This is a genomic window from Lentzea sp., assembly GCF_036380075.1.
GTDB lineage: Bacteria > Actinomycetota > Actinomycetes > Mycobacteriales > Pseudonocardiaceae > Lentzea.
On the sequence record NZ_DASVFL010000215.1, the window covers coordinates 1 to 20,915 of the forward strand.

The window sequence follows — 20,915 nt, forward strand, 5'->3', positions numbered from 1 at the left end:
CGAGACGAGTCGACCCAGGCGATGAGGGACATCGCACGCCTGGTCAAGGAGGACGACCGCCTGGTACCGGTGATGCTCCCGCTGGGCGACGGCCTGCTGGTAGCCGCCAGGCGCCCGTAGCAACGCAGGCCGCAGGCCGCGCGTGTGATCGAGGGCCAACGGCCCGAGCCGAACGGAGCAAAGCTCCGCGCGGTGGGTGCCCCGTCACGAGTCGCGCCACAGCTCTTGCTGCAACGAGGTAGGGGTGTCAACCCGGCACGCTTTTCGCCGGGTTGACACCCCTACCTCGTTGTGGCCCGCTCCTGGTGCGGCTTGTGACGGTGCACCCACCGCAACGCAACCAACAAAGCAACCGGCGGCCGCCCAAAGCAACAGGCGTGCCATCAACCCGCCAGCGGCGCGGTGCCCCCGATCAGATTGCCGGGGGTCTGGGGGCAGCGCCCCCAGGAGGAAGCACGCAACAGGAACGGCAGCAAGCAAGGCGACCACCCGCCCGCTCGCGGCCCGCCCCAGGCAAGCCGACCACCCGCCCAGCCGGCGAAACCCAAGCTGACGCAGGCGTCCCCCCGCAGGAAGCCCCTCTCGCAACACAACCTACCCAGGGGGTCCGACAAGATCAGTAAGCCCGAACACCCTTGCCAAGAACAGTGACCCCACCAGCGGAAACCGTGTACCGCTCCCGATCCATAGGAGCATCCACCCCGATCAACGCCCCATCGGGCACCACGACGTTCTTGTCCAAAATGGCCCGCCGCACAACCGCACCCTTGCCGATCCGAACCCCGGGCAACAAAACCGACCCCTGCACCACAGACCCCACCTCGACGGTGACGTCGGAGGAGATCACCGACCCGTGGATCTTGCCGGAGATGATCGACCCCGGCCCCACCATCGAGTCCTCCGCGGACCCGCCGGCGATGAACTTGGCCGGGGGCAGCGGCGGGGTGGCGGTGCGGATGGGCCACAGCTGGTTGTAGAGGTTGAAGATCGGATGGACCGAAACGAGGTCCATGTGCGCGTCGTAGTAGGCGTCGATCGTCCCGACGTCCCGCCAGTAGCCGCGGTCGCGGTCGGTCGCGCCGGGGACCTCGTTGTCCTGGAAGTCGTAGACGTGCGCCTTACCCCGGTCGACGAGCATGGGGATGATGTCGCCACCCATGTCGTGGTCGGAGTCCGGGTTCAACGCGTCCCCGCGCAGCGCGTCCAGCAGCGCCTCGGTCGTGAAGACGTAGTTGCCCATCGAGGCGAAGGTGACGTCCGGGTCGTCCGGCACGTGCGGCGGCTCCGACGGCTTCTCCAGGAAGCGCGTGATCTTGCCGGAGGCGTCGGAGTCGATGCACCCGAAGGCCTTGGCCTCGTTGCGCGGCACGCGGATGCCGGCGACGGTCACGGCCGCGCCCGACTCGACGTGCTGCGAGATCATCTGGCTGGGGTCCATCCGGTACACGTGGTCGGCACCGAAGATGACCACGTGGTCCGGCTTCTCGTCGTGAACCAGGTTCAGCGACTGGAAGATCGCGTCGGCGGAACCGGTGTACCAGCGCGGGCCCAGGCGTTGCTGGGCCGGGACCGGGGTGACGTACTGACCGAGCACATTGGACAGGCGCCACGTCGTCGAGATGTGGCGGTCCAGCGAGTGCGACTTGTACTGCGTCAGCACGCAGAGCTTCGCGAGCCCCGCGTTGACCAGATTCGACAGCACGAAGTCGACCAGCCGGTAGTTGCCCCCGAAGGGCACAGCCGGTTTCGCGCGGTCGGCCGTCAGCGGCCAGAGGCGCTTGCCTTCACCACCGGCAAGCACAATTCCGAGAACGTGCGGCTGCCCCTTCACAGCACGTGACCCTATCCGGGCGATCGTTGTTGAACCAGACGCAACTCCGTTCGTCCCAACGGGCGCCTCCGTGATCTACGGTGAGTGCGTGCGAGTTGCGCTCTTGACACGGGAATATCCGCCGGAGGTCTACGGCGGCGCCGGCGTGCACGTGGGATTCCTCGTGCCTCATCTCCGCGAGCTCGTGGACGTGGACGTGCACTGCTTCGGCGGGCCCAGATCCGACGCCACGGCTCACAACCCGCCGCACAGCCTGGAGCAGGCGAACGCGGCCCTCACCACCCTCGCGGTGGACCTGGAAATGGCCGCCGCGGTGTCCACGGCGAACCTCGTGCACTCGCACACCTGGTACGCCAACATGGGCGGTCACCTGGCCAAACTCCTCCACGGGATCCCCCACGTGGTCACCGCGCACTCGCTGGAGCCGCGCCGGCCGTGGAAGGCCGAGCAGCTCGGCGGCGGGTACCGGATCTCGTCCTGGGCGGAGCGCACGGCGTACGAACACGCCGACGCGGTCATCGCCGTGAGCGAGGGGATGCGGGCCGACGTGCTCGACGCCTACCCCGCTCTCGACCCCGCGAAGGTCCACGTCGTCCGCAACGGAATCGACTCCCAGGCCTACCACCCGGTGACCGAGACCGACGCCCTGACGTCCCGTGGGATCGACCCCGCGAAGCCGATCGTGGCCTTCGTGGGAAGGATCACGCGGCAGAAAGGTTTGAGCCACCTGGTCGCCGCCGCGCACCACGTCGACCCGGAAGCGCAGATCGTGCTGTGCGCCGGAGCGCCGGACACCCCGGAGATCGCCGAGGAGATCCGGCAGGCGGTCAGCGAGCTGTCCGAGTCGCGGGCGGGCGTGTTCTGGATCCAGAAGATGCTCCAGCCGGCCGAGGTGCGGCAGATCCTCAGCCACGCCACGGTGTTCGTGTGCCCGTCGGTCTACGAACCGCTCGGCATCGTGAACCTGGAGGCGATGGCGTGCGGCACGGCGGTCGTCGCGAGCGACGTCGGCGGCATCCCCGAGGTCGTCGTGCACGGCGAGACCGGCCTCCTCGTGCACTACGACGAGCACGACCCGTCGACCTACCGGCTCGAGCTCGCCCAGTCGATCAACGAGTTGATCACAGACCCCGACCGCGCGCGGCGCTTCGGCCTCGCCGGTCGCACACGCGCTGAGCAGGACTTCTCGTGGTCCGCGATGGCCGAGCAGACGGTCGAGGTCTACCGTAGTGTGACTTGAGTCACTTCCCGTTTGGGCAACCCGGACGGGTGAGCGCCGCCTTTAACCAGTAGTGATGTCGTCGATCCATCTGGTGAGGGAACTGTGCGCGGAGCGCTGCTGGGTCTGACGGTCGTCCTCGCGGTGACTGGATGCGCCACAGCTCCCGCCGCCCAGCCGACGGCCGTGCAGCTCACCGTGGGAGGCCTGAAGCTCGCCGACGCCTCGGACCTCCAGGCCCAGGCCGAGGCGCAGCTGGCCTACACGCTCGAGTACGGCTACGTGGCACGGGCCGGCGCCGCGGCGGTCAGCTGCTGGTTCTCCAAGACGGGCGTCGAGTCCGAGGTGGACAAGCGGCTGTGGTGCGGGCCGGTCCAGGTCCCCGGCACGGGTGCCGGCACCGACTGGGTGCCCGTGCCGATGAAGGAAGTCACCAAGAACGACGACGAGGTCCGCTACGAGGTGCAGTCGCCGCAGGTGCCGGAGAACGGCAACCGCAGCACCCCGTCCGGCAAGCTCGTGCGCACCGACGGCAAGGAGATCGACCCGTCGAAGCAGCAGGACCTCACCGCCGGCCGCGACTTCCTCGCCGTGCTGCCCGACGACGGCAAGCGCAGCAACTCCGACCTCGGTCTGGGCGACGTCGACGTGAAGCTGCGCGACGACCTCCTCTCCACCTCCGTCACCGGCTGGGCCAACCCGGACATCTGGTTCACCGCCGAGGGCACCGTGCGCGCCGAGGCCGGCTCACGGCTGCGGGTCGTGCGGATGAGGGTCGAGAAGCTCAACGAGACGGACAGCGGTTTCCACCGCACCAACTGGCAGGGCTTCGCGCCGCAGCCGTCCGAGCTCGCGCTGGAGGTGCCCGGCAAGCGCCAGGTGCTGCCGTCCGAGCGCCTGCCCGCCAACGGCTCGGTGTTCGTCGTCTTCACCGTGCCGGACCCGCAGGAGGGCACCGAGTCGCTCGCGCTGGGGTCGCTGGGCGCCAAGTCGCTGGAGCAGCGCGCCGAGCTCCCCTCCGGCAAGCGCACCGACAACGCGCCGCCCGTGCTGCAGCGCGCCGCCGCTCCCGCCCACTTCACCGAGCCGACCCAGAAGATCCGCTTCGGCGACCGCGAGCTCGGCATGAAGATCACCGGCATCAGGCTCGGCCGGCAGCGCCCGATCAAGCTCGGCGAGAGCCAGTACGACGTGGCCACGATCTCCGCGCCGGACAAGGCGCTGCTGGAGGTGCGGATCGAGGCCACCGGCAACCTGCCCGACACCGCGGGCGGCTTCCTCACCAAGGACCTCGTCACCGTCACGCTGCCGGACGGCGCCACCGCCCGGCAGGTGGGCGCGCGCTACGACGGCGGCCCGCTTCCGTTCGCGGTCGTGGTGGAGGTCCCGGCGGACACCCGCTCGGTCTCGGTCGGCCTGGTCGAGGGCAGGCCGGACCTGCCGCGGCTGGGCGTGACGGCCATCGCGCCGGTCGACTCGCGCATCACGCTCGCGCTGGACTTCTGAGCGGCCTCGGCCGCCTCCCGCTTCACCCTCGCGCCGGAGTTCGCGGCGAGCATCGCGGCCAGCGCCAGCCAGCCGAGGACCACGAGCACCAGCCCGCCCCAGCCCCACTCCTCGTACGAGGTGCTGCCGGACGTGCCGCCGACGCTGCTGCCGACGTAGAACCCGCACAGGTACAGCCCGGACGCGTGCCCGCGGGCGTGCTCGGGGGCCCGCGCGCCGACCCAGCCGCTGGCGGTGGTGTGCGCCGCGAAGAACCCGGCGGTGACGACCGCGAGGCCCAGCGGCACCCACAGCAGGCTCGCCAGCGCACCGAGCGCCAGCACGCCGATGCACATCAGCAGCACGCGCCCGCGTCCGTGGCGGTCGGCCAGCCTGCCCGCGAACGCCGCCGAGGTGCTGCCGAACCCGTAGAAGAGGAACACCAGCGTCTCCAGCCACACCGGCCCGGTGAGCTGGAAGCCCGCGACGTTGTAGAACGAGATGAACGCGCCCACGAGCAGCACCGCCACCGCGTACAGCGAGAGCAGCACCGGGTCCCGCAACGCCGCCTTCATCCCCCGCGGCGCGCGCTTGGGGCGGTTCTGAGCAGCCGGCAGCAGGAACACCACGACCAGCGCCGCTGCCAGCCCGAACGCGCCCGCGAGCAGCACCGAGCCGCGCCACCCCAGCCAGTCCGCGGTCATGCCGGTGACCAGCCGGCCGGTCATGCCGCCGAGGCTGTTGCCGGCGATCATCGCGCCCATCGCGGCGCCGAGCCGGTCCTTGCCCAGCTCGTCCGCGAGGTACGCCATCGACGCCGCGGGCACGCCGGCCGCCGCGACGCCCTGCAGCACCCGCAGCACCAGGAACACCTCGTAGTTCGGCGCGAACGGCAGCACGAGCCCGAGCAGGGCCGCCACCAGCACGCTGACCACGATCACCGGCCGGCGCCCGACCCGTTCGGAGAGCATCGCGATCGGCACGACCACCACCGCCAGCGCGAGCGTCGCGGCCGAGAGCGCGAGCGACGCGGCACTCGGGCCCAGCCCGTACTCGTCGGCGATCTGCGGCATCACGGGCTGCGGCGTGTAGAGCAACGCGAAGCACGCGAACCCCGAGGCAGCGACGGACGCGGTCAACCTGTTCACGTCTTCGACGCTAAGCCATACGTCCAATACGGAATTGGGCGAGAATCGATCCGTGGACGAATTGGAACTGGCCCCGAAGCTGGCGGTGTTGAAGGCGCTCGCCGCCGACGAGCACGTGACCCGCGTCGCGGAACGCGTCGGGCTCCCGCAGCCCACGGTCAGCCGCTGGCTCGCGGAGCTGGGTGAGCAGCTGGGCGCGCCGATCGTCGCGAAGAGCGGGCGGCGCGTCCGGCTCACCCGCGCGGGCCGCCTCCTCGCCGAGGCCGCCACCCGCTCGCTGGCCGCGCTGGAACCGGGTCTGCGCGAGGTCGAGGAGGAGCTCGACCCGGAGAAGGGCCGGGTCGTGCTGGGCTTCCTGCACATGCTCGGCCGCGCGATCGTGCCGGAACTGGTCCGCAGCTACCGCGCCGAGCACCCGCACGTGCGGTTCGGCCTGGTCCAGAACGCCCGCCAGGCCGTGGTCGACAAGCTGCTCGGCGGCGAGATCGACCTCGCCCTGGTCGCCCCGCCGCCGTCCGGTCCCGAGTTCGAGTCGGTGGTCCTGTTCGAGCAGCCGCTGATCGTCGTGGTGCCCGCCGGGCACCCGCTGGAGGCCAGGAGTGCCGTGCGGATCGAGGACTTGGCCGGCGAGGACCTCATCACCCTCGAACCCGGCTACGGCCTGCGCCAGATCACCGACGACATGTGCGCCGCCGCCGGCGTCACGCCCCGCTACGTGTTCGAGTGCCAGGAGATCGAGACGGTGCGCGGCCTGGTGGCGGCGGGACTCGGCGTGGCACTGCTCACCCACGCCGAGTTCGCGCCGCCTCCGGGCCTGCGGGAGCTGTCACTGACCCCGCGGACCGGCCGGATCTTCGGGCTGACGTGGCTCGCGGACAACCCGCTGACGCCCGCCGTCCGCGCTTTCCGCGACCACGCCCTGCGGACTCACGGCGTCCAGGTCTGAGACTTCGACCAGGTGCGCAGGTACGACTCGGCACCGCCGAGCATGTCCCGCACGAGCTGGTCGCCGCCGAGCTGCCGGACCTTCTCGACCCAGTCCGGCAACAGCCCGATGTGCGCGCCGCCGTCGACGTTGATGTCCCAGACCCGGTCGCCGGTGCGCTGCCGGTCGACCAGCGGTCCGTCCGGGTAGCTGCGGAACGGGTAGGTCACGCCGCTCTGCGGTGCCGGGTGCGAGCCGACGCCGTTGTAGTCGGAGCCGAACCCGATCCCCACGTCGTACTTGCGGCGCAACGGCTCCGCTGCGGCGGCCTGCGACACGTACCCCTCGGGGCTGTTCTCGTACCCCGCCACGAACCCGCCGAGCCGGTAGACCTGCTCGGTCCACTGCGCGTCCATCCAGCTGTGGCTGGAGACGATGCCGGGATAACGCGCCTGCGCGGCGAGGTCGAGGGTCCGCCCGGCGGCCTTCACGCTCATGTGGTCGACCTCGATCATCATGTGCCGGCGCATCATGGCCTTCACCGCGTACTCGCCCAGCGAGGTCAAGCCACGCACGTTGCACCGCTTCGCGGGGTCGTAGGCGGGCGCGACGACACCAGCCGGGACCAGCGCGTTCGGCCCGACGGTGCCGATCGGGTTGTCCTGCTGCGGCCCCTTGCACTCCTCGGTCTGCCACCACTGCCCGGTGCGCAGGAACTGACCGGCGTTGATCACGCCACCCTGGGTGCCGGAGTCGAACCGGACACCGCACAGCGCGTTGTCGAACTTGTGGCACAGGAACGCGCTGCGCACGCCGAGCGCGTAGACCTCGTCGAGACCGCGGTCGATGTCGGCCTTGCTGCACAACGGGATGTCGAGCAACGTCCGGCAGCCGAAGATCTCGGACGTCTCGATGCCGAGCACGACAGCGAGCTTGCCCTGCGCGACCACGTCCCGCGCCTGCTCGGACGTGGTGACGATCCGGAACCACCCCTTGCCGGGCCCACCGAACATCCGGTCGACGAACGCCTGGAGCTCGTAGGTCCGCTGCGCCTGCAACCGCACCGACTGCATCTCGTCGCAGGGCTTGTCCTTGAACGGGTGGATGATGCAGAGCGTCGCGTTGCTGGTCAGGTCCTGCACCAGCACGCGCTGCCCACCGCGCCAGGCCCGTTCCAGCCAGGCGTAGTAGTTCTGCTGGTGCGAGACCGTGGTGGACGACGGCCAGTCCTTGAACGTCGGCCAGCCCACCGGGTCGTGCCCGTCGAGGTCACCCGTGACGATCGCCTCGAAGATCGCCCCGATCCCCGCCGGGTGGTGCTCGGGACAGTCCTTCAACGCGTCCGCGACCCCTTGCTCCGAGAACGGCTTGCCGCAGATCAGCCGCCCACCGAACCCCTCGTTCGTCATGAGGTGGTTGTGCGCGTCGACGAACCCGCGCACCCGCCCCTGCTCGTCAGTCCCCCCGAACGGCTCACCGGTCACGTTGATCTGCGAGTCCGGCGCGGGCCTCGCCACCGGTTCCCACCACGGCGCATCAGCCGTGGCGGGTGATATCGACGCCAACACCAACGAGACGGCGAGAGCCAGGCGGAGTAACACGAGCGCTCCTCTACGACGTTGTGAAGGAGCTCACATCATGCCGCGAAACGCGCCCGTCTCGTATCGGCAGATCGGAGGGTCTAGCAGCCCAGCCGCGATGCCGAAGGCGAGCCGTACAGACCCCCGCACTTCCAAGGTCACCCCTGACGCCGATTAGAGCCGGTGAACCCACCCGTTCTTGTGCGATTGGGGCTTGACTTTGGGTGCGAGGTGCTACCCCTTTCGGGCTCGGCCGGTCGCGAAGCGTCCGGCCTTTTCCGGCCGACTCAGCGCCTCGCAAGGGCCCCGAAGTCAAGCCCCAATCGCAATCGTCGCGCAGCGGCGATGCCACTCCAGTCTTTCGTCCGGGGGTGCATGACCACGCTGGAACAGGCACCCGCCCGCCAGAGGGCAACCACGCTGGAACCCCCGCACGGCCAACCTCAGCGCGAATACTTCTCCGCCAACTCCACCAAAGTCCGAGCCCCGAACCCGGTAGCCCCGGCCACCACCTCGTCGTAGACCTTCTCCGACCGAGCAGGCCCGGCGATGTCGAGGTGCGCCCAAGGCACGTCCCCGGCGAACTTCTGCAGGAACAGCGCCGCAGTGATCCCACCGGGCCCGGGAGGGGTCTGCCGGTAGTCAGCGATCTCGCTGGAAACAGCGGAGACGTGCTCCTCGAGCAACGGCATCCGCCACCACTGCTCACCGACGGCGGCCCCGGCCTCGACCACGGAGGCCGCGAGCGAGTCGGACGCGCTCAGCACCGCACCGGTGCGCAGCCCCAGGGACACCTTCATGGCGCCGGTCAGCGTCGCGATGTCCACGAGCAGGTCGGGCTTCAGGTTCTTCACCGCGTACGCCATCGCGTCGGCCAGGACCATGCGGCCCTCGGCGTCGGTGTTCTGGACCTCGGTCGTCGCGCCGCCGTAGTGCCGCACGACGTCGCCCGGCCGGTACGCCGAGCCCGAGACGTGGTTCTCCGCACACGGCACGAGGCCGGTGACCCTGACCGGCAGGCCGCGCCTGGCCACGGCGATCAGCGCGGAGATCACCGCGCCGCCGCCCGCCATGTCGGTGCGCATGAGGTGCATGCCGTCGGCGGGCTTCACCGAGATGCCGCCGGTGTCGAACGTGATGCCCTTGCCGACGAACACCAGGTGCGGGCCGGTGGTGCCGTAGGTCAGCTCCAGGAAGCGGGGCGGGCGGGCCGAGCCGCCGCCGACGGCGAGCACGCCGCCGAAGCCCTGCTGCGCCAGCCACTTCTCGTCGCGCACGGTCGCGGACAGGCCGTCGACCTTCTCGGCGAGCTTGGCGGCGGTGGTCGCGAGCCAGCGCGGGTCCTTGACGTTGGACGGGGTGTTGGCGAGGTCGCGGGTGAGTGAGGTGGCCGTGGCCAGCGCGTGGGCCTTCAGCGCGGCGGAGGTCAGCACCTCCTCGAACCCGGTGTCGCCGGTGACGAGCCTCAGCGAGCCGACCCGCTTCGGGGCCTGTTCGCCGGTGACCTTGAAGCGGTAGCCGCCGAGCGCCGCGCCCAGCACGAACGCGCGCACCTTCGCGGAGTCGAAGTCCGGGGTCAGCAGCACGTCCGCGGTCCTGGGGGCGTCGTCGCCGCTCAACGCGCGCACGAGCGACGCACCGGCCGTGCGGTAGTCGGCGAGCGTGCCCGTGCCGACACCCAGCGTCCAGGCCTCGTCGTGGCGCACCGCCTCACCGGCCTTGCCGGTCAGGCCGGAGACGTCGATGCCGTCGCCACCCGGTCCCAGCGCCGGTCCGGTGGCCGCGAGCACGACCGACGGGACAGCGCGGCGCGCGGTGGTGGCCACCTCGACGTCCACGAGCTTGGTGGGCACTGACGGAACCGTCGACGCCACGGCTTGACCTCCCCTTGCATTGACGACCGTTCATTCTCGCTCAAGCGGGAACGAAGCGATGCCCCGGTCTCCACTGTGGAAACCGGGGCTCTGCTGCTTCCTCGCCGGGTGCCTCAGCCGGCGGCGGCCTTCAGCGCGTCGCCCAAGGCGCTGGCCTCGTCCGCCGACATCTCGACGACAAGGCGCCCACCACCCTCGAGCGGCACGCGCATGACGATGCCGCGTCCCTCCTTGGTGACCTCGAGGGGACCGTCGCCGGTCCGGGGCTTCATGGCCGCCATCGCGTGCTCCCTCCGTCAACATCTTCCCCGTCCGGCCAGGCCGGATCGGCTCCATTCTCCCCTATCGCGACTCAGGGGCGAAACCGAACCGATCTTTTGGCGAGTTCGGGTGACAGTTGTGGATCTTGACTTGTCCCTGATCAGTACCCGTTTTCGCGCCGACGCAACACTTTCGGCGCCGCTGGGCGGTGTGACCGTCGCCGAACTGACCGACACCGCACGGCCGGGGGCGCGGCGTGACAGACTGGGCAGGGTGCGAGCCCGTTCCGCGCTCTTCGACGTCTACGGCGGCCACCTGCGCGAACGAGGTGGCGCCGCCACCATCGCCGCGCTCGTCCGGCTGCTCGAACCCCTCGGTTTCGCCGCGCCGGCCGTCCGCACGGCCGTCTCGCGCACCGTCCGGCAGGGCTGGCTGCACCCCGTGCGGCTGCCCGACGGGCCCGGCTACGCCATGACACCTCGCGGGGAACGGCGGCTCGACGAGGCCGCTGCCCGCATCTACCGCACCCGGCCGTCCACGTGGGACGGTCGCTGGCACGTGGTCGTGCTGGAGGAGCTGCCCGGCCGCGACTCGCGCGACCACCTCGCCTCCTCGCTGCAGCTGCTCGGCTACGGCGCGCTCGGTCCTGTGACGTGGATCGCTCCCCGCCCGTCCCCGGAGCTGGCCGACGTGCTGGCCGCCGAGGAGGTCCTGGCACGAACTTTTCACGGTTCACACGACGGTCGGGACGCCGAGCTGGCGGAGAAGGCCTGGGACCTCGCCGAGCTGGGCCGCGACTACGCCGCGTTCGTCGCGCACTGGACCGAGCAGGTGTCCGTTGTGGACGAAACCGACGACGCCGCCGCGTTCGCCGCCTCCCAGCAGCTGCTGCACGCTTGGCGGAAGTTCCTGTTCCGCGATCCCGGTCTTCCTGCTGAACTGTTGCCACCGGACTGGCCGGGCCGGGCGGCAGCGTCGTTCTTCGACGAACAGACCCTGCGGCTGGCGCCGGGCACGAGCCGCTTCGTCGACGAGTGCCTGCGGCCGGTCCGCAACGTTTCCACTGCTTGATGGAGGTCCAGTGTCCGAGCTCCTCGTCGACGACGCCGATGGTGTGCGCACGCTCACGTTCAACCGCCCCGAGTCGTTCAACGCCTTCACCGTCACGCTGAAGGAGTCGTTCCTCGCCGCGCTGAAGGACGCGGCGGCGGACCCCTCGGTGCGCGCGGTGGTGATCACGGGCGCGGGCAGGGCGTTCTGCGCGGGTCAGGACCTCAAGGAGCACATCGGGCTGCTCCAGGCCGGCGACCCCGCGCCGTTGCACACGGTGGAGAAGCACTACAACCCGATCGTGCGGGAGCTGGTCGGCATGCCGAAGCCGGTGATCGCCGCAGTCAACGGCAGCGCGGCCGGCGCGGGCGCCTCCTTCGCCTATGCCGCGGACCTGCGCATCGCGGGCAGGTCGGCCAAGTTCCTGATGGCGTTCGCCAACGTCGGCCTCACCGCCGACTCCGGCGCCTCCTACACGCTGCCGAGGCTGATCGGCCACGGCCGGGCGATGGAGATGATGCTGCTCGCCCAGCCGGTCGGCGCCGAGGAGGCGTTGCGGGTCGGCATGGTCAACCAGGTCGTGCCGGACGAGGAGCTGCTGGCCACCGCGCACCTGCTGGCCGCGAAGCTCGCCGCCGGGCCCACCACGGCCTACGCGAAGATCAAGGAGGCCCTGGCCGCCGCGGCGGACGGCACGCTGGAGGACGCGCTGGAGGCCGAACGGCGCACCCAGGCCGACTGCGGGGCGACCGAGGACCACCGCGAGGCCGTCGACGCCTTCGTGAACAAGAGGGCGCCCAAGTTCATCGGCCGGTAGCGCTCAGCTCGTGGCGCGGAAACACGTCGAGATGTGGTCGTCCACCATCCCGGTCGCCTGCATCAGCGCGTAGCACGTGGTGGGGCCGAGGAACTTGAAGCCGCGCTTCTTCAGCTCCTTGGCCATCGCCTTCGACTCGTCGGTGATCGCCGGGACGTCCGCGATCGTCTTCGGCCGCTCGTGCCTCTCCGGCGCGAAGGACCACAGCAGCGCGTCGAGGTCGACGTCCTGCTCGGTGATCACGCGGGCGTTGTGGATCGCGGCGTCGATCTTCAGCCGGTTGCGGACGATGCCGGCGTCGGCCATCAGCCGTTCGACGTCGGCCGGTCCGAACTCCGCGACCAGTTTCGGGTCGAACTCGCCGAACGCGGCGCGGAACGCCGGGCGCTTGCGCAGGATCGTGATCCACGACAGGCCCGACTGGAACGCCTCCAGCGACATCCGCTCGTACAGCTCGGGCGTGCCGTGCAGCTCCACGCCCCACTCCGTGTCGTGGTAGTCGGCGTAGTCCGGGGTCGAGTCGCCCCACGGGCAGCGGATGATCACCGGTACTCCTCCGCGAACCGCGCGAACCTCTGCAACGACCGCTACAGCACCAGCTCAAACAGCGGCCTCACCACCGGAAAGAAGAACGGGACGTCGAGGCGTTCGGTCCACACGAAACGACTGCCGCGCACGGCGAACACACCGGTTCCCCGGACGACGCGGCCGAGGTGCTGCACCTCGACGGCGTGCGGCGGGTCCCAGCGCGTGATCCGCATGCGGTCCGAGACGCCGAGCGTCACGGCGTCGATCTCGCTGCCGACCGACTTCCCGTCACCCTCCACCACGGACACGCGGGTGCCGAAGACCCACTCCGACTGGCGTTCCCAGTCGGTCATGGCGCGGAAGATCGTGTCGGGCGGGGCGGCCACCTGGACGGCCAGCTCAAGCTCGGTGGTCACTGCTCTCCAGCTCCTCGACGCGCGCCCGCAGGGTCTCGACCTCGGTCGAGAGCCGTTGCAGCACCCAGTCGACCTCGCTCATCTTGTAGCCGCGGAACACCTGCTGGAACTTGAGCTCGCGGACGTCCTGCGCGGTGATGTCGTCCGCGGGCAGCCGCGTCGGCGACGCTCCTGGCGGCAGCGGGGCGAGCTCCTCGCCGCGGCCGAACACCAACGCCGCGAGCAGGAACACCACTGCCGCGACGGCCACCATCACGATCAGGTAGAGAAGGGCGTTGGTCACACGACGATCGTGGCACAGCTCAGGCACCGGCGAGCGAGCAGACCGAGACGAACGATCACGATCCAGGTGACCGCGCTCGCGAAGGTCATCGGCAGCGACTGCACGAGCCGCGCCGGATCGAGGTGCGCGGTGGCGGCGATGATCGAGAGGTTGCCCAGCAGGACGGCGCCGACGGCGGCGAGCGCGACGGTCGCGCCGAGCCGTGCGAGCAGCTTCGCGTCGCACCGGCGGGCCAGCAGCCGGCCGAGCACCAACGCCACCAGCGCCACGCCGGACGCGATGCCGCTGGTCAGGTCGTTGGCCTTGGCGACGAACAGGTACCAGGACGGCGGCGCCGTGCCGAAGTCTTGCCACGGACCGATGAGCAGCATTCGGCCGTACTCCCACGCCATGTGCATCAACGGCAGGACGACCGCGAGCCAGATGAGCGTGCGCGTGCCGTACGAGACGGCCAGCTCGGCCTGGTACGCGTTCGCGATCTCGCGGACCGGGCCGAACTCGTCGACGGCGCGTTCCTGGGCCTCCCGCTCGGTGAGGCCGCGGCCGACGTGGGCCTCGGTGGCGTCGGTGAGGCTGTCGCGGGTCTCGGTGAGCAGGTCGCGGACCTGCTTGCGGGAGCCCTGCAAACGCGACCCGAGGTCTGCCACGTACCCGTCGATCAGGTCTGCGCCCACTTGCCGCCCCCTCCCAGCACCCCGTCGATGACCGTCGTGAACTCGCGCCACGCGGTGCGTTCCGCGTGCAGGGCCTTCTGACCCGTCGGCGTCAGCCGGTACGTGCGGCGCTTGCGGCCGCCGACCGTGCTCCAGTCGCTCGCGACGTGACCCGCCCGCTCCAGCCGCCGCAACGCCGGGTAGACCGTGCCCGTCGGGAGGTCCAGCGCGCCCCCGCTGCCCTGCTGCAACGCCTCGATGATCGCGTAGCCGTGCAGCTGCCTGCCGTCGAGCGTGGCCAGCAGCAACGCGTCGAGGTGGCCGCGTAGCGCGTCGGGCTTCATGAGTGGTGACTCTACTGATCACGCGTTCTCGGCCGGTTCCAGGAATTTCCCGGTAAGGCCTGTAGGGGACGCCCCTGGGAGGTCGCCCGGCAGGCGTTCGCCGTCACGTGAGTCGCATGTGGACGCTTCACGGATCCTGTTGTCGCTCAACGTCTCGGCGGGCGCGGCGCACTGGTCGTGACCCACCGCGAGGAGCGGCTAGCCCTCTTCGACCACGTGCGTCATCGGCGGCCGGTCGGCCACGAGGACGTCGGTCGAGTCGGGTAGCCACTCGCCGCCGACCTGCACGAACTGCGTGAGCGGCCCGGAGTCGGCCGACACGCCGCACCGGGCCAGCGCCGTCCCCATGATCTGCGAGGACATCACGCCGAGCTGGAGCAGCGACCGGTTGCGGTGCTTGCGGACGCCGAGGTTCACCTGGGCCAGCGCGGACAGCCCGTGGAGCCGGTGCACGTCCAGCAGCAGCCCGATCTCCACCCCGTACCCGGCCGCGAACGGCACGGACTCCAGGAACGACCTGGTCGCCGCGTACTCACCGCCGAGCGGCTGCACGACACCGGACAGCTCCGGCCGCAACGTGTTCAGCAACGGCCGCGCCACCAGCTCGGTGACCCGCCCGCCGCCGGAGCTCTCCAGCCGCAGCGGCCGCCGGTAGAACCCCTTCACCAGGTGCACGCCGTCGTCCTGGAGCAACGGCCCCAGCAACGCCGTCACGAACGCCGTCTCCGGGTCCACCAGGTCGGAGTCCAGGAAAACGACCAGGTCCCCGGAGGTGGCGGCCAGCGACCGCCACAGCACCTCGCCCTTGCCGGGCAACGGTTCCAGCGACGGCACGACGTCCTCGCGCCGCACGACCCGCGCCCCGGCCGCGGCGGCGACCTCGGCGGTCCGGTCGGTCGACCCGGAGTCCACCACCACCAGCTCGTCGACGAGCGTGCCGAGCAACGGGCGGACCACGGCGACGACGTCCCCGACGGTCTCCTCCTCGTCCAGCGCGGGCAGCACGACGGACACGGTCCGGCCGCGCTTCAACGCCACCAGCTCGTCCGCGGTCCACGGCGGGCGCTGCCAGGTGTGCGTGGCGAACCAGGCTTCGACTGCGGGCAGCATCAGGCGAGCGCCCGCACCGCACGGGCCGGCGGACGGGTGCCCGTCACGCTCGCGACCATCTCCACGACCTTCCTCGCCTGCCTCACGTCGGACGCGCGCACGGCGCGTGCCCCGGACATCGCGGCCACCGTCGCGGCCGCGAGGGTGAAGTCCTCGTCCCCCGCCGGGACCGTCGCGACGTCCAGCGCCCCGTCCAGCCGCGGCAGGTCCAGCTCACCGTCGAACTCGATCACGTCCGCTCCGTCGGCGACCGCCTGGCCGACGGCGTCCGCACTGGTCAGGCAGGCCACCACCAGCACCCGGTCGGTCGGCAGCTCGCGGACGCGGAATCGGTTCACACCACCCAGCCTAGACAGTGAGCTGACTCACAGCTTCTTGCTACTCGCGAGTAGCCGCCTGGTTTACTCAGCGGTAACACCCTGTGTGATCTACGTCATGGTCAAGGAGGACCAGCGTGCGCCGATCACTTGTCTCCTTCCTGGTACTCCTCATCACCCTGCTCGGTGCCCCGGCCGCCCTCGCGGCCCCGGGACACCAGATCTCGTACCGGTCGATCGCCGGCGCCGGGGGCACCGCCCTGAAGGCCCTCGTCGTCGAACCGACCGGCATCGGCGGCGGTCCCTTCCCGCTGCTCGTCATGCCGTCCAGCTGGGCGGTCCCCAACATCGAGTACGTCGGCGCGGCGGCCAAGCTCGCCAAGGAGTCCGGCTACGTCGTGGTCAGCTACACCAGCCGCGGCTTCTGGGACTCCGGCGGCGAGATCGACGTCGCCGGGCCCGACACGGTCGGCGACGTCTCCAAGGTCATCGACTGGGCCGTCGCGAACGTCCACGCCGACGGCACGAAGGTCGGTGTCGCCGGGATCTCCTACGGCGCGGGGCAGTCGTTGCTCGCCGCCGCCACCGACAAGCGCGTCAAGGCCGTGGCGGCGCTGAGCACGTGGACCGACCTGGCCCGGTCGCTCTACCCGAACAGCACCGTGAACAAGCAGGCCGTCGAGGTCCTGCTGGCCGCGGGCCACCTGACCGGACGTCCCGGTCCCGTCCTGGACGAGGCCGAGGACGCCTACCGCGACGGCAGGTTCTGGGAGGTCGTGCCGATCTCCGCCGAGCGCTCGGCCGCGTCGAAGATCGCGCAGATCAACGCCAACGGCACCGCGGTGATGATCGGCAACGCCTGGAACGACGGCATCTTCGCGCCGGGCCAGGTCGCGGACTTCTACTCGAAGCTGACCGGTCCCAAGCGGCTCATGCTCTCGCCGGGCGACCACGCCACCGCCGAGCTGTTCGGCGCGGCCGGTCTGCCGAACGAGATCTGGGAGTCCGTCGGGCGCTGGTTCGACCACCACCTCAAGGGCGTGGCCAACGGCATCGACACCGAGCAGCCGGTGCAGCTCAAGCCCAACAACGGTGGCACGTGGAAGAAGTTCGGCGCGTGGCCCGCCGGCAACGCCGACACCGTCCAGCTCGACGGCAGGCGGATCGCCGCCGGCTGGAACACCGTCGCCGACAGCGGCACGATCCTGCTCTCCGGTGCGCTGCAGGGGTTCCTGAACATCCCGACCGGGGTCTCGCTGCCGTTCGTCGACCGCAACGTCGCCGGCGTGTGGAACGGCCCGCAGTACCCGAACGGCGCCACGCTCGCCGGGACGCCGAAGCTGCGGTTGCAGGTCACGCCCAGCGCGGAGACGACCACGCTGTTCGCGTACCTGTACGAGGTCGGGCCGCTCGGGCTCGGCGCGCTGGTCACGCACAAGCCGGTGAAGGTGACCGGTGCCGGCCGCACCCAGACGCTCGACGTCGAGCTGGAACCGACGGTGTGGAACGTCGGCGCGGGCAACCGGCTCGCACTGGTGATCGACACGGTCGACCCGCGTTACCTGTCGGAATCGACTCGTGGCTCGACCGTCACCTTCGGACCGTCGAGCCTCACGGTTCCGAAGGCGTAAGAATGTCCGGGTGGACCTCACCCGGCAACAGGTGCTCCTCCACCGGATCCACCAGCACGAGCTGGACCGGCGGACCGGCGACGCGACCGAGCTGGCGGTGCTGTCCCTGGGCGTCCAGGACAACACCTCCGGCTCGGCGTTGCTGAGCTTCGCCGCCAGGCTGGCCGAGCCGGAGGTGGACGACTTCGTGCTCACCTGGTCCGTGCGCGGTGCCCCGCACCTGCACCGGGCCGGTGAGCTGAAGGCGTTCTCCCGCGCGCTGTGGCCGTGGAGCGACGCCGACGCACGTGCGCGCGCCTCCCGTCCGAAGGTCGACGACATGCTGGCGTCGTTGCGGCACATCGCAACTGCCATGCGGTCGATCGTCACGAAGCCGATGACCAAGGGCGAGGTGAGCGCGGCGCTGACCCCGTTGGCGCCCAAGCAGACCATCGAGCCCTGCCGGGGCTGCGGGACCGAGCACGTCAGCGACCCGATCTTCCGCCTCGGCGCACTCCCCGCCGGTCTGCGGATCCTGCCGGAGGAGAAGACCGTGACGTTCGAACGCGTCCACGGCTGGCCGGGCGTGCCGCGCAGGACCGCGGGCTTCGACGAGCTCGTCCACCGCTACCTGACGCTGCACGGGCCCGCCGGACCGTCCGAAGTGGCCGGTTACTTCGGCACCACCCTGCGGGAGACCAGGAAGCAGTGGCCCTCCGAGGGCTTGGCCGAGGTCACCGTCGAGGGCCGGCAGGCGTGGCTGCCGGAGGACGTCGAGATCGTCGACGCCGAACCGCCGGAGGTCCGCCTGCTGCCGCCGACCGACCCGTACCTGCAGGCCCGCGACCGCGACCTGCTGCTGCCGGACAAGGCCGCGCAGAAGGACGTGTTCCGCGTCCTCGGCCGGCGCGGGGCGATCCTCGTCGACGGCGAGATCGCGGGCTCCTGGCAGGGCAGGGTGGTGTCCGGCAACCGGTTCGAGGTGACGGCGACGCCGTACCGCCCGTTGCCGGACCTCCTGCCGGAGGCCCAGTTCCTGGCTCAGGCCAAGGGACTAGACGACGCAAGCGTCAAGAGCGACTGACACGTCGTCGGTCACCACGAGCGACTCGATCGCGGCGTGCGAGACGAAACCCTTGTCCCGCAGCTCGGTCAGCCACTCGACGAGCCCCTTGTAGTGGTTGTCGACGTCGAGCAGCACGACGGGCTTGGCGTGCATGCCGAGCACACCCGCCGTCCACACCTCGAAGAACTCCTCCGCCGTCCCGATGCCGCCGGGCAGCGTGAGGAACGCGTCGGCCTTGTCGTCCATCATCTTCTTGCGCTCGCGCATGGTGTCGACGACGTGCAGCTCGGTCGACTCGCGGTCGGCGATCTCCCTGGTGGCCAGCCCCTTCGGGATGACCCCGTAGGTCTGCGCGCCACCGGCACGCGCCTCCCGCGCCACCGCGCCCATCATCGACGTCTGCCCGCCGCCCCAGACGAGGTGCCAGCCGCGCGCGGCGATCTGGCGCCCCACCTCGGCGGCGAGGTCGACGTAGCTCTGCGGCACCGTCGCGAGACTTCCGCAGTACACAGCGACATGCATCAGTGTGCGTCCGCCCATGCCTTGTGCGCGTCCTTGACCACGCGGACCGCGTCGTCGATGTCGTCGGTGAGGTGCAGCAGCGCGAGGTCCTTCTCACCGACCTTGCCGCCCTCCAGCACCGAGTTCTGGATCCAGTCGTAGAGACCCTGCCAGTAGTGGGTGCCGAAGAGCACGACCGGGAACTTCGTGACCTTCTTCGTCTGCACCAGCGTCAGCGCCTCGAACAGCTCGTCGAGGGTGCCGAACCCGCCCGGAAGGCAGATGAACGCCTGCGAGTACTTGATGAACATCGTCTTGCGCACGAAGAAGTAGCGGAAGTTCACGCCGAGGTCGACCCACGGGTTGAGCCCCTGCTCGAACGGCAGCTCGATGCCGAGCCCGACCGAGAACCCGCCGGCCTCCGAACACCCGCGGTTGACCGCCTCCATCGCACCGGGACCGCCACCGGTGATGGCCGCGAACCCGGCCTCGGCCAGCGCCGCGCCCAGGTCGCGCCCGATCTGGTACTCCGGGTGGTCCCGGCCGGTGCGCGCCGACCCGAACACCGTGACCGCGCTCGGCACCTCGGCCAGCGCGCCGAAACCCTCGACGAACTCGGCCTGGATCCGCAGCACCCGCCACGGGTCGGTGTGCACCCAGTCCGTCGGTCCGCGCGAGTCGAGCAGGCGCTGGTCCGTCGTCGTGAGCTCGTCCTTGCGTTCGCGGCGCAGGACAACGGGCCCGCGCTGCTTCTCGGTGGGGCGCTCGTCCACGGCGCCGTTCTTCTCTTCCGTCATCACCGAGATCCTAGTGATCAGTCCAGCAGAAATCGCTTAAGCACGTCGAAACAGCCGGTGATCTGATGGACCGGCACGTGCTCCTCCTGGGTGTGCGCCAGGGTGGGGTCGCCGGGCCCGAAGTTGACCGCCGGCATCCCCAGCGCGGCGAACCGCGCCACGTCCGTCCACCCGAGCTTGGCCACCGGCGTCCCCCCGGCGGCCTCGACGAGCTCCCGCGCCGCGGGTGCCTGGAGACCGGGCAGCGCACCGCCCGCGAAGTCCGTGACGACGACCTCGAACCCCTCGAACACCTCGCGGAGGTGCTGCTCCGCCTGCTCGACGGACCGGTCGGGCGCGAACCGGTGGTTGACCGTGAGCACGGCCTCGTCCGGCACGACGTTGCCCGCGACCCCACCGCTGATCTTCACGGCCTGGAGCCCCTCGTGGAACCGGCACCCGTCGATCTCGGGCTGCCGCGGCTCGTAGGCATCGAGCCTGCGCAGCGCCTCGCCCATGCCGTGGATGGCGTTGCTGCCCATCCAGGCCCTGGCGGTGTGGGCGCGCTTGCCGGTCGTCCTGACCTCGACGCGCATCGTGCCCTGGCACCCGGCCTCGACCGTCCCGTTCGACGGCTCGCACACGATCGCCAGGTCCCCGAGCAGCCACTCCTCCAGCTCCCGCTGGATGCGCGTGAGCCCGTTGCGCTCGGCCTCGATCTCCTCGCAGTCGTAGAAGACGAACGTCAGGTCGTGCCGCGCACTCCCGCTGAGAGCGGCGACCGCGAGCATGACCGCGTCGCCCCCCTTCATGTCGACGGTCCCGCACCCGTGCAGCACGTCCCCGTCCCGCCGGCTGGGGAAGTTCTGGTTGATCGGCACGGTGTCGAGGTGCCCGGCGAGCACGACCCGCCGCTCTTTCCCGAGGTTCGTCCGAGCCAGCACCGAGTTCCCCGAACGGGTGATCTCCAGATGCGGCGCGTGCACCCGCAACGACCGCTCCACGAGATCCGCGATCTCCGCCTCCTCCCCGGACACGCTGCGCACATCCACGAGCGAGGTGGTCAGGTCGATCGGATCGGCGAACAGATCAAGGGTGTCGGGCACGCCCGCCACCCTACT

Annotated in this window: 21 protein-coding genes; 6 read left to right on the plus strand and 15 right to left on the minus strand. The window is 70.5% G+C overall.

What is annotated here, in order from left to right; all coding sequences use genetic code 11:
* Positions 1-616 precede the first annotated feature (616 nt).
* Positions 617-1,831 carry a glucose-1-phosphate adenylyltransferase gene (gene glgC, locus VF330_RS23785; RefSeq protein WP_330853876.1) on the minus strand — a complete coding sequence of 405 codons (1,215 nt, stop codon included), beginning with the start codon at positions 1,829-1,831 and terminating at the stop codon, positions 617-619.
* A gap of 88 nt (positions 1,832-1,919) precedes the next feature.
* Here glgC and glgA point away from each other — a divergent pair, with 88 nt between their 5' ends.
* Positions 1,920-3,071: a glycogen synthase gene (gene glgA / locus VF330_RS23790; protein WP_330853877.1), complete on the plus strand. Its 1,152-nt coding sequence runs from the start codon at positions 1,920-1,922 to the stop codon at positions 3,069-3,071.
* A 1,322-nt stretch (positions 3,072-4,393) separates the two neighbouring features.
* Here glgA and VF330_RS23795 read toward each other — a convergent pair.
* Positions 4,394-5,683 (minus strand): MFS transporter, encoded by a 1,290-nt coding sequence (locus VF330_RS23795; RefSeq protein ID WP_330853878.1) that lies wholly within the window; start codon positions 5,681-5,683, stop codon positions 4,394-4,396.
* A gap of 52 nt (positions 5,684-5,735) precedes the next feature.
* Here VF330_RS23795 and VF330_RS23800 point away from each other — a divergent pair, with 52 nt between their 5' ends.
* Positions 5,736-6,629 (plus strand): LysR family transcriptional regulator, encoded by an 894-nt coding sequence (locus VF330_RS23800; protein ID WP_330853879.1) that lies wholly within the window; start codon positions 5,736-5,738, stop codon positions 6,627-6,629.
* Here the strand turns inward: VF330_RS23800 and VF330_RS23805 are convergent.
* The 3 genes from VF330_RS23805 to VF330_RS23815 form a co-directional block, all read right to left on the minus strand.
* The gene (locus tag VF330_RS23805) at positions 6,611-8,125 is read right to left on the minus strand and encodes a hypothetical protein (protein ID WP_330853880.1); all 1,515 of its coding nucleotides are present in this window, start codon (positions 8,123-8,125) and stop codon (positions 6,611-6,613) included. The two genes, VF330_RS23800 and VF330_RS23805, sit on opposite strands and share 19 nt — an antisense overlap.
* A 506-nt stretch (positions 8,126-8,631) precedes the next feature.
* Complete coding sequence (locus VF330_RS23810) at positions 8,632-10,041, minus strand: leucyl aminopeptidase family protein (RefSeq protein ID WP_330853881.1); 1,410 nt, start codon at positions 10,039-10,041, stop codon at positions 8,632-8,634.
* 134 nt (positions 10,042-10,175) lie between these two features.
* Positions 10,176-10,343: a DUF3117 domain-containing protein gene (locus VF330_RS23815; protein WP_065914675.1), complete on the minus strand. Its 168-nt coding sequence runs from the start codon at positions 10,341-10,343 to the stop codon at positions 10,176-10,178.
* A gap of 253 nt (positions 10,344-10,596) precedes the next feature.
* Between VF330_RS23815 and VF330_RS23820 the strand changes: the two genes are divergently transcribed.
* Positions 10,597-11,394, plus strand: coding sequence for a PaaX family transcriptional regulator C-terminal domain-containing protein (locus VF330_RS23820; protein WP_330853882.1), 798 nt, complete (start codon positions 10,597-10,599; stop codon positions 11,392-11,394).
* 10 nt (positions 11,395-11,404) lie between these two features.
* Positions 11,405-12,190 carry an enoyl-CoA hydratase-related protein gene (locus VF330_RS23825; protein ID WP_330853883.1) on the plus strand — a complete coding sequence of 262 codons (786 nt, stop codon included), beginning with the start codon at positions 11,405-11,407 and terminating at the stop codon, positions 12,188-12,190.
* A 3-nt stretch (positions 12,191-12,193) separates the two neighbouring features.
* On the opposite strand, the gene VF330_RS23830 is transcribed toward VF330_RS23825, so the two are convergent.
* The 7 genes from VF330_RS23830 to VF330_RS23860 all read right to left on the minus strand — a co-directional run bounded on the left by VF330_RS23830 (position 12,194) and on the right by VF330_RS23860 (position 15,862).
* Entirely contained in the window at positions 12,194-12,733 is a 540-nt protein-coding gene (locus VF330_RS23830; RefSeq protein ID WP_330853905.1) for a DNA-3-methyladenine glycosylase I, read from the minus strand.
* 44 nt (positions 12,734-12,777) lie between these two features.
* On the minus strand, positions 12,778-13,071 hold the full coding sequence (locus VF330_RS23835; protein ID WP_330853906.1) for a hypothetical protein: 294 nt from the start codon (positions 13,069-13,071) through the stop codon (positions 12,778-12,780).
* A gap of 46 nt (positions 13,072-13,117) precedes the next feature.
* A complete protein-coding gene (locus VF330_RS23840; protein ID WP_330853884.1) occupies positions 13,118-13,417 on the minus strand; it encodes a DivIVA domain-containing protein in 300 nt (99 codons plus the stop codon).
* A complete protein-coding gene (locus tag VF330_RS23845) occupies positions 13,414-14,091 on the minus strand; it encodes a permease prefix domain 1-containing protein (RefSeq protein ID WP_330853885.1) in 678 nt (225 codons plus the stop codon). Before VF330_RS23845 ends, VF330_RS23840 begins: the two co-directional genes overlap by 4 nt.
* A complete protein-coding gene (locus VF330_RS23850) occupies positions 14,076-14,414 on the minus strand; it encodes a PadR family transcriptional regulator (RefSeq protein ID WP_330853886.1) in 339 nt (112 codons plus the stop codon). Before VF330_RS23850 ends, VF330_RS23845 begins: the two co-directional genes overlap by 16 nt.
* Before the next feature lie 198 nt (positions 14,415-14,612).
* On the minus strand, positions 14,613-15,524 hold the full coding sequence (locus VF330_RS23855; RefSeq protein ID WP_330853887.1) for a glucosyl-3-phosphoglycerate synthase: 912 nt from the start codon (positions 15,522-15,524) through the stop codon (positions 14,613-14,615).
* Positions 15,524-15,862, minus strand: a complete 339-nt coding sequence (locus VF330_RS23860; RefSeq protein ID WP_330853888.1) for a hypothetical protein — start codon at positions 15,860-15,862, stop codon at positions 15,524-15,526. Before VF330_RS23860 ends, VF330_RS23855 begins: the two co-directional genes overlap by 1 nt.
* Positions 15,863-15,978: 116 nt before the next feature.
* On the opposite strand from VF330_RS23860, the gene VF330_RS23865 reads away from it, so the two are divergent.
* Together VF330_RS23865 and VF330_RS23870 are read left to right on the plus strand one after the other, a co-directional pair.
* Complete coding sequence (locus VF330_RS23865; RefSeq protein WP_330853889.1) at positions 15,979-17,472, plus strand: CocE/NonD family hydrolase; 1,494 nt, start codon at positions 15,979-15,981, stop codon at positions 17,470-17,472.
* A 10-nt stretch (positions 17,473-17,482) separates the two neighbouring features.
* On the plus strand, positions 17,483-18,535 hold the full coding sequence (locus VF330_RS23870) for a winged helix DNA-binding domain-containing protein (RefSeq protein WP_330853890.1): 1,053 nt from the start codon (positions 17,483-17,485) through the stop codon (positions 18,533-18,535).
* On the opposite strand, the gene VF330_RS23875 is transcribed toward VF330_RS23870, so the two are convergent.
* From VF330_RS23875 to dapE, 3 genes are read right to left on the minus strand one after another with little or no spacing between them, the layout of a single operon-like run.
* The gene (locus VF330_RS23875) at positions 18,506-19,039 is read right to left on the minus strand and encodes a TIGR00730 family Rossman fold protein (RefSeq protein WP_330853891.1); all 534 of its coding nucleotides are present in this window, start codon (positions 19,037-19,039) and stop codon (positions 18,506-18,508) included. The genes VF330_RS23870 and VF330_RS23875 overlap by 30 nt on opposite strands.
* On the minus strand, positions 19,039-19,815 hold the full coding sequence (locus tag VF330_RS23880) for a TIGR00730 family Rossman fold protein (RefSeq protein ID WP_330853892.1): 777 nt from the start codon (positions 19,813-19,815) through the stop codon (positions 19,039-19,041). Before VF330_RS23880 ends, VF330_RS23875 begins: the two co-directional genes overlap by 1 nt.
* 17 nt (positions 19,816-19,832) lie before the next feature.
* A complete protein-coding gene (gene dapE / locus VF330_RS23885; RefSeq protein ID WP_330853893.1) occupies positions 19,833-20,900 on the minus strand; it encodes a succinyl-diaminopimelate desuccinylase in 1,068 nt (355 codons plus the stop codon).
* Between the last annotated feature and the right edge of the window lie 15 nt (positions 20,901-20,915).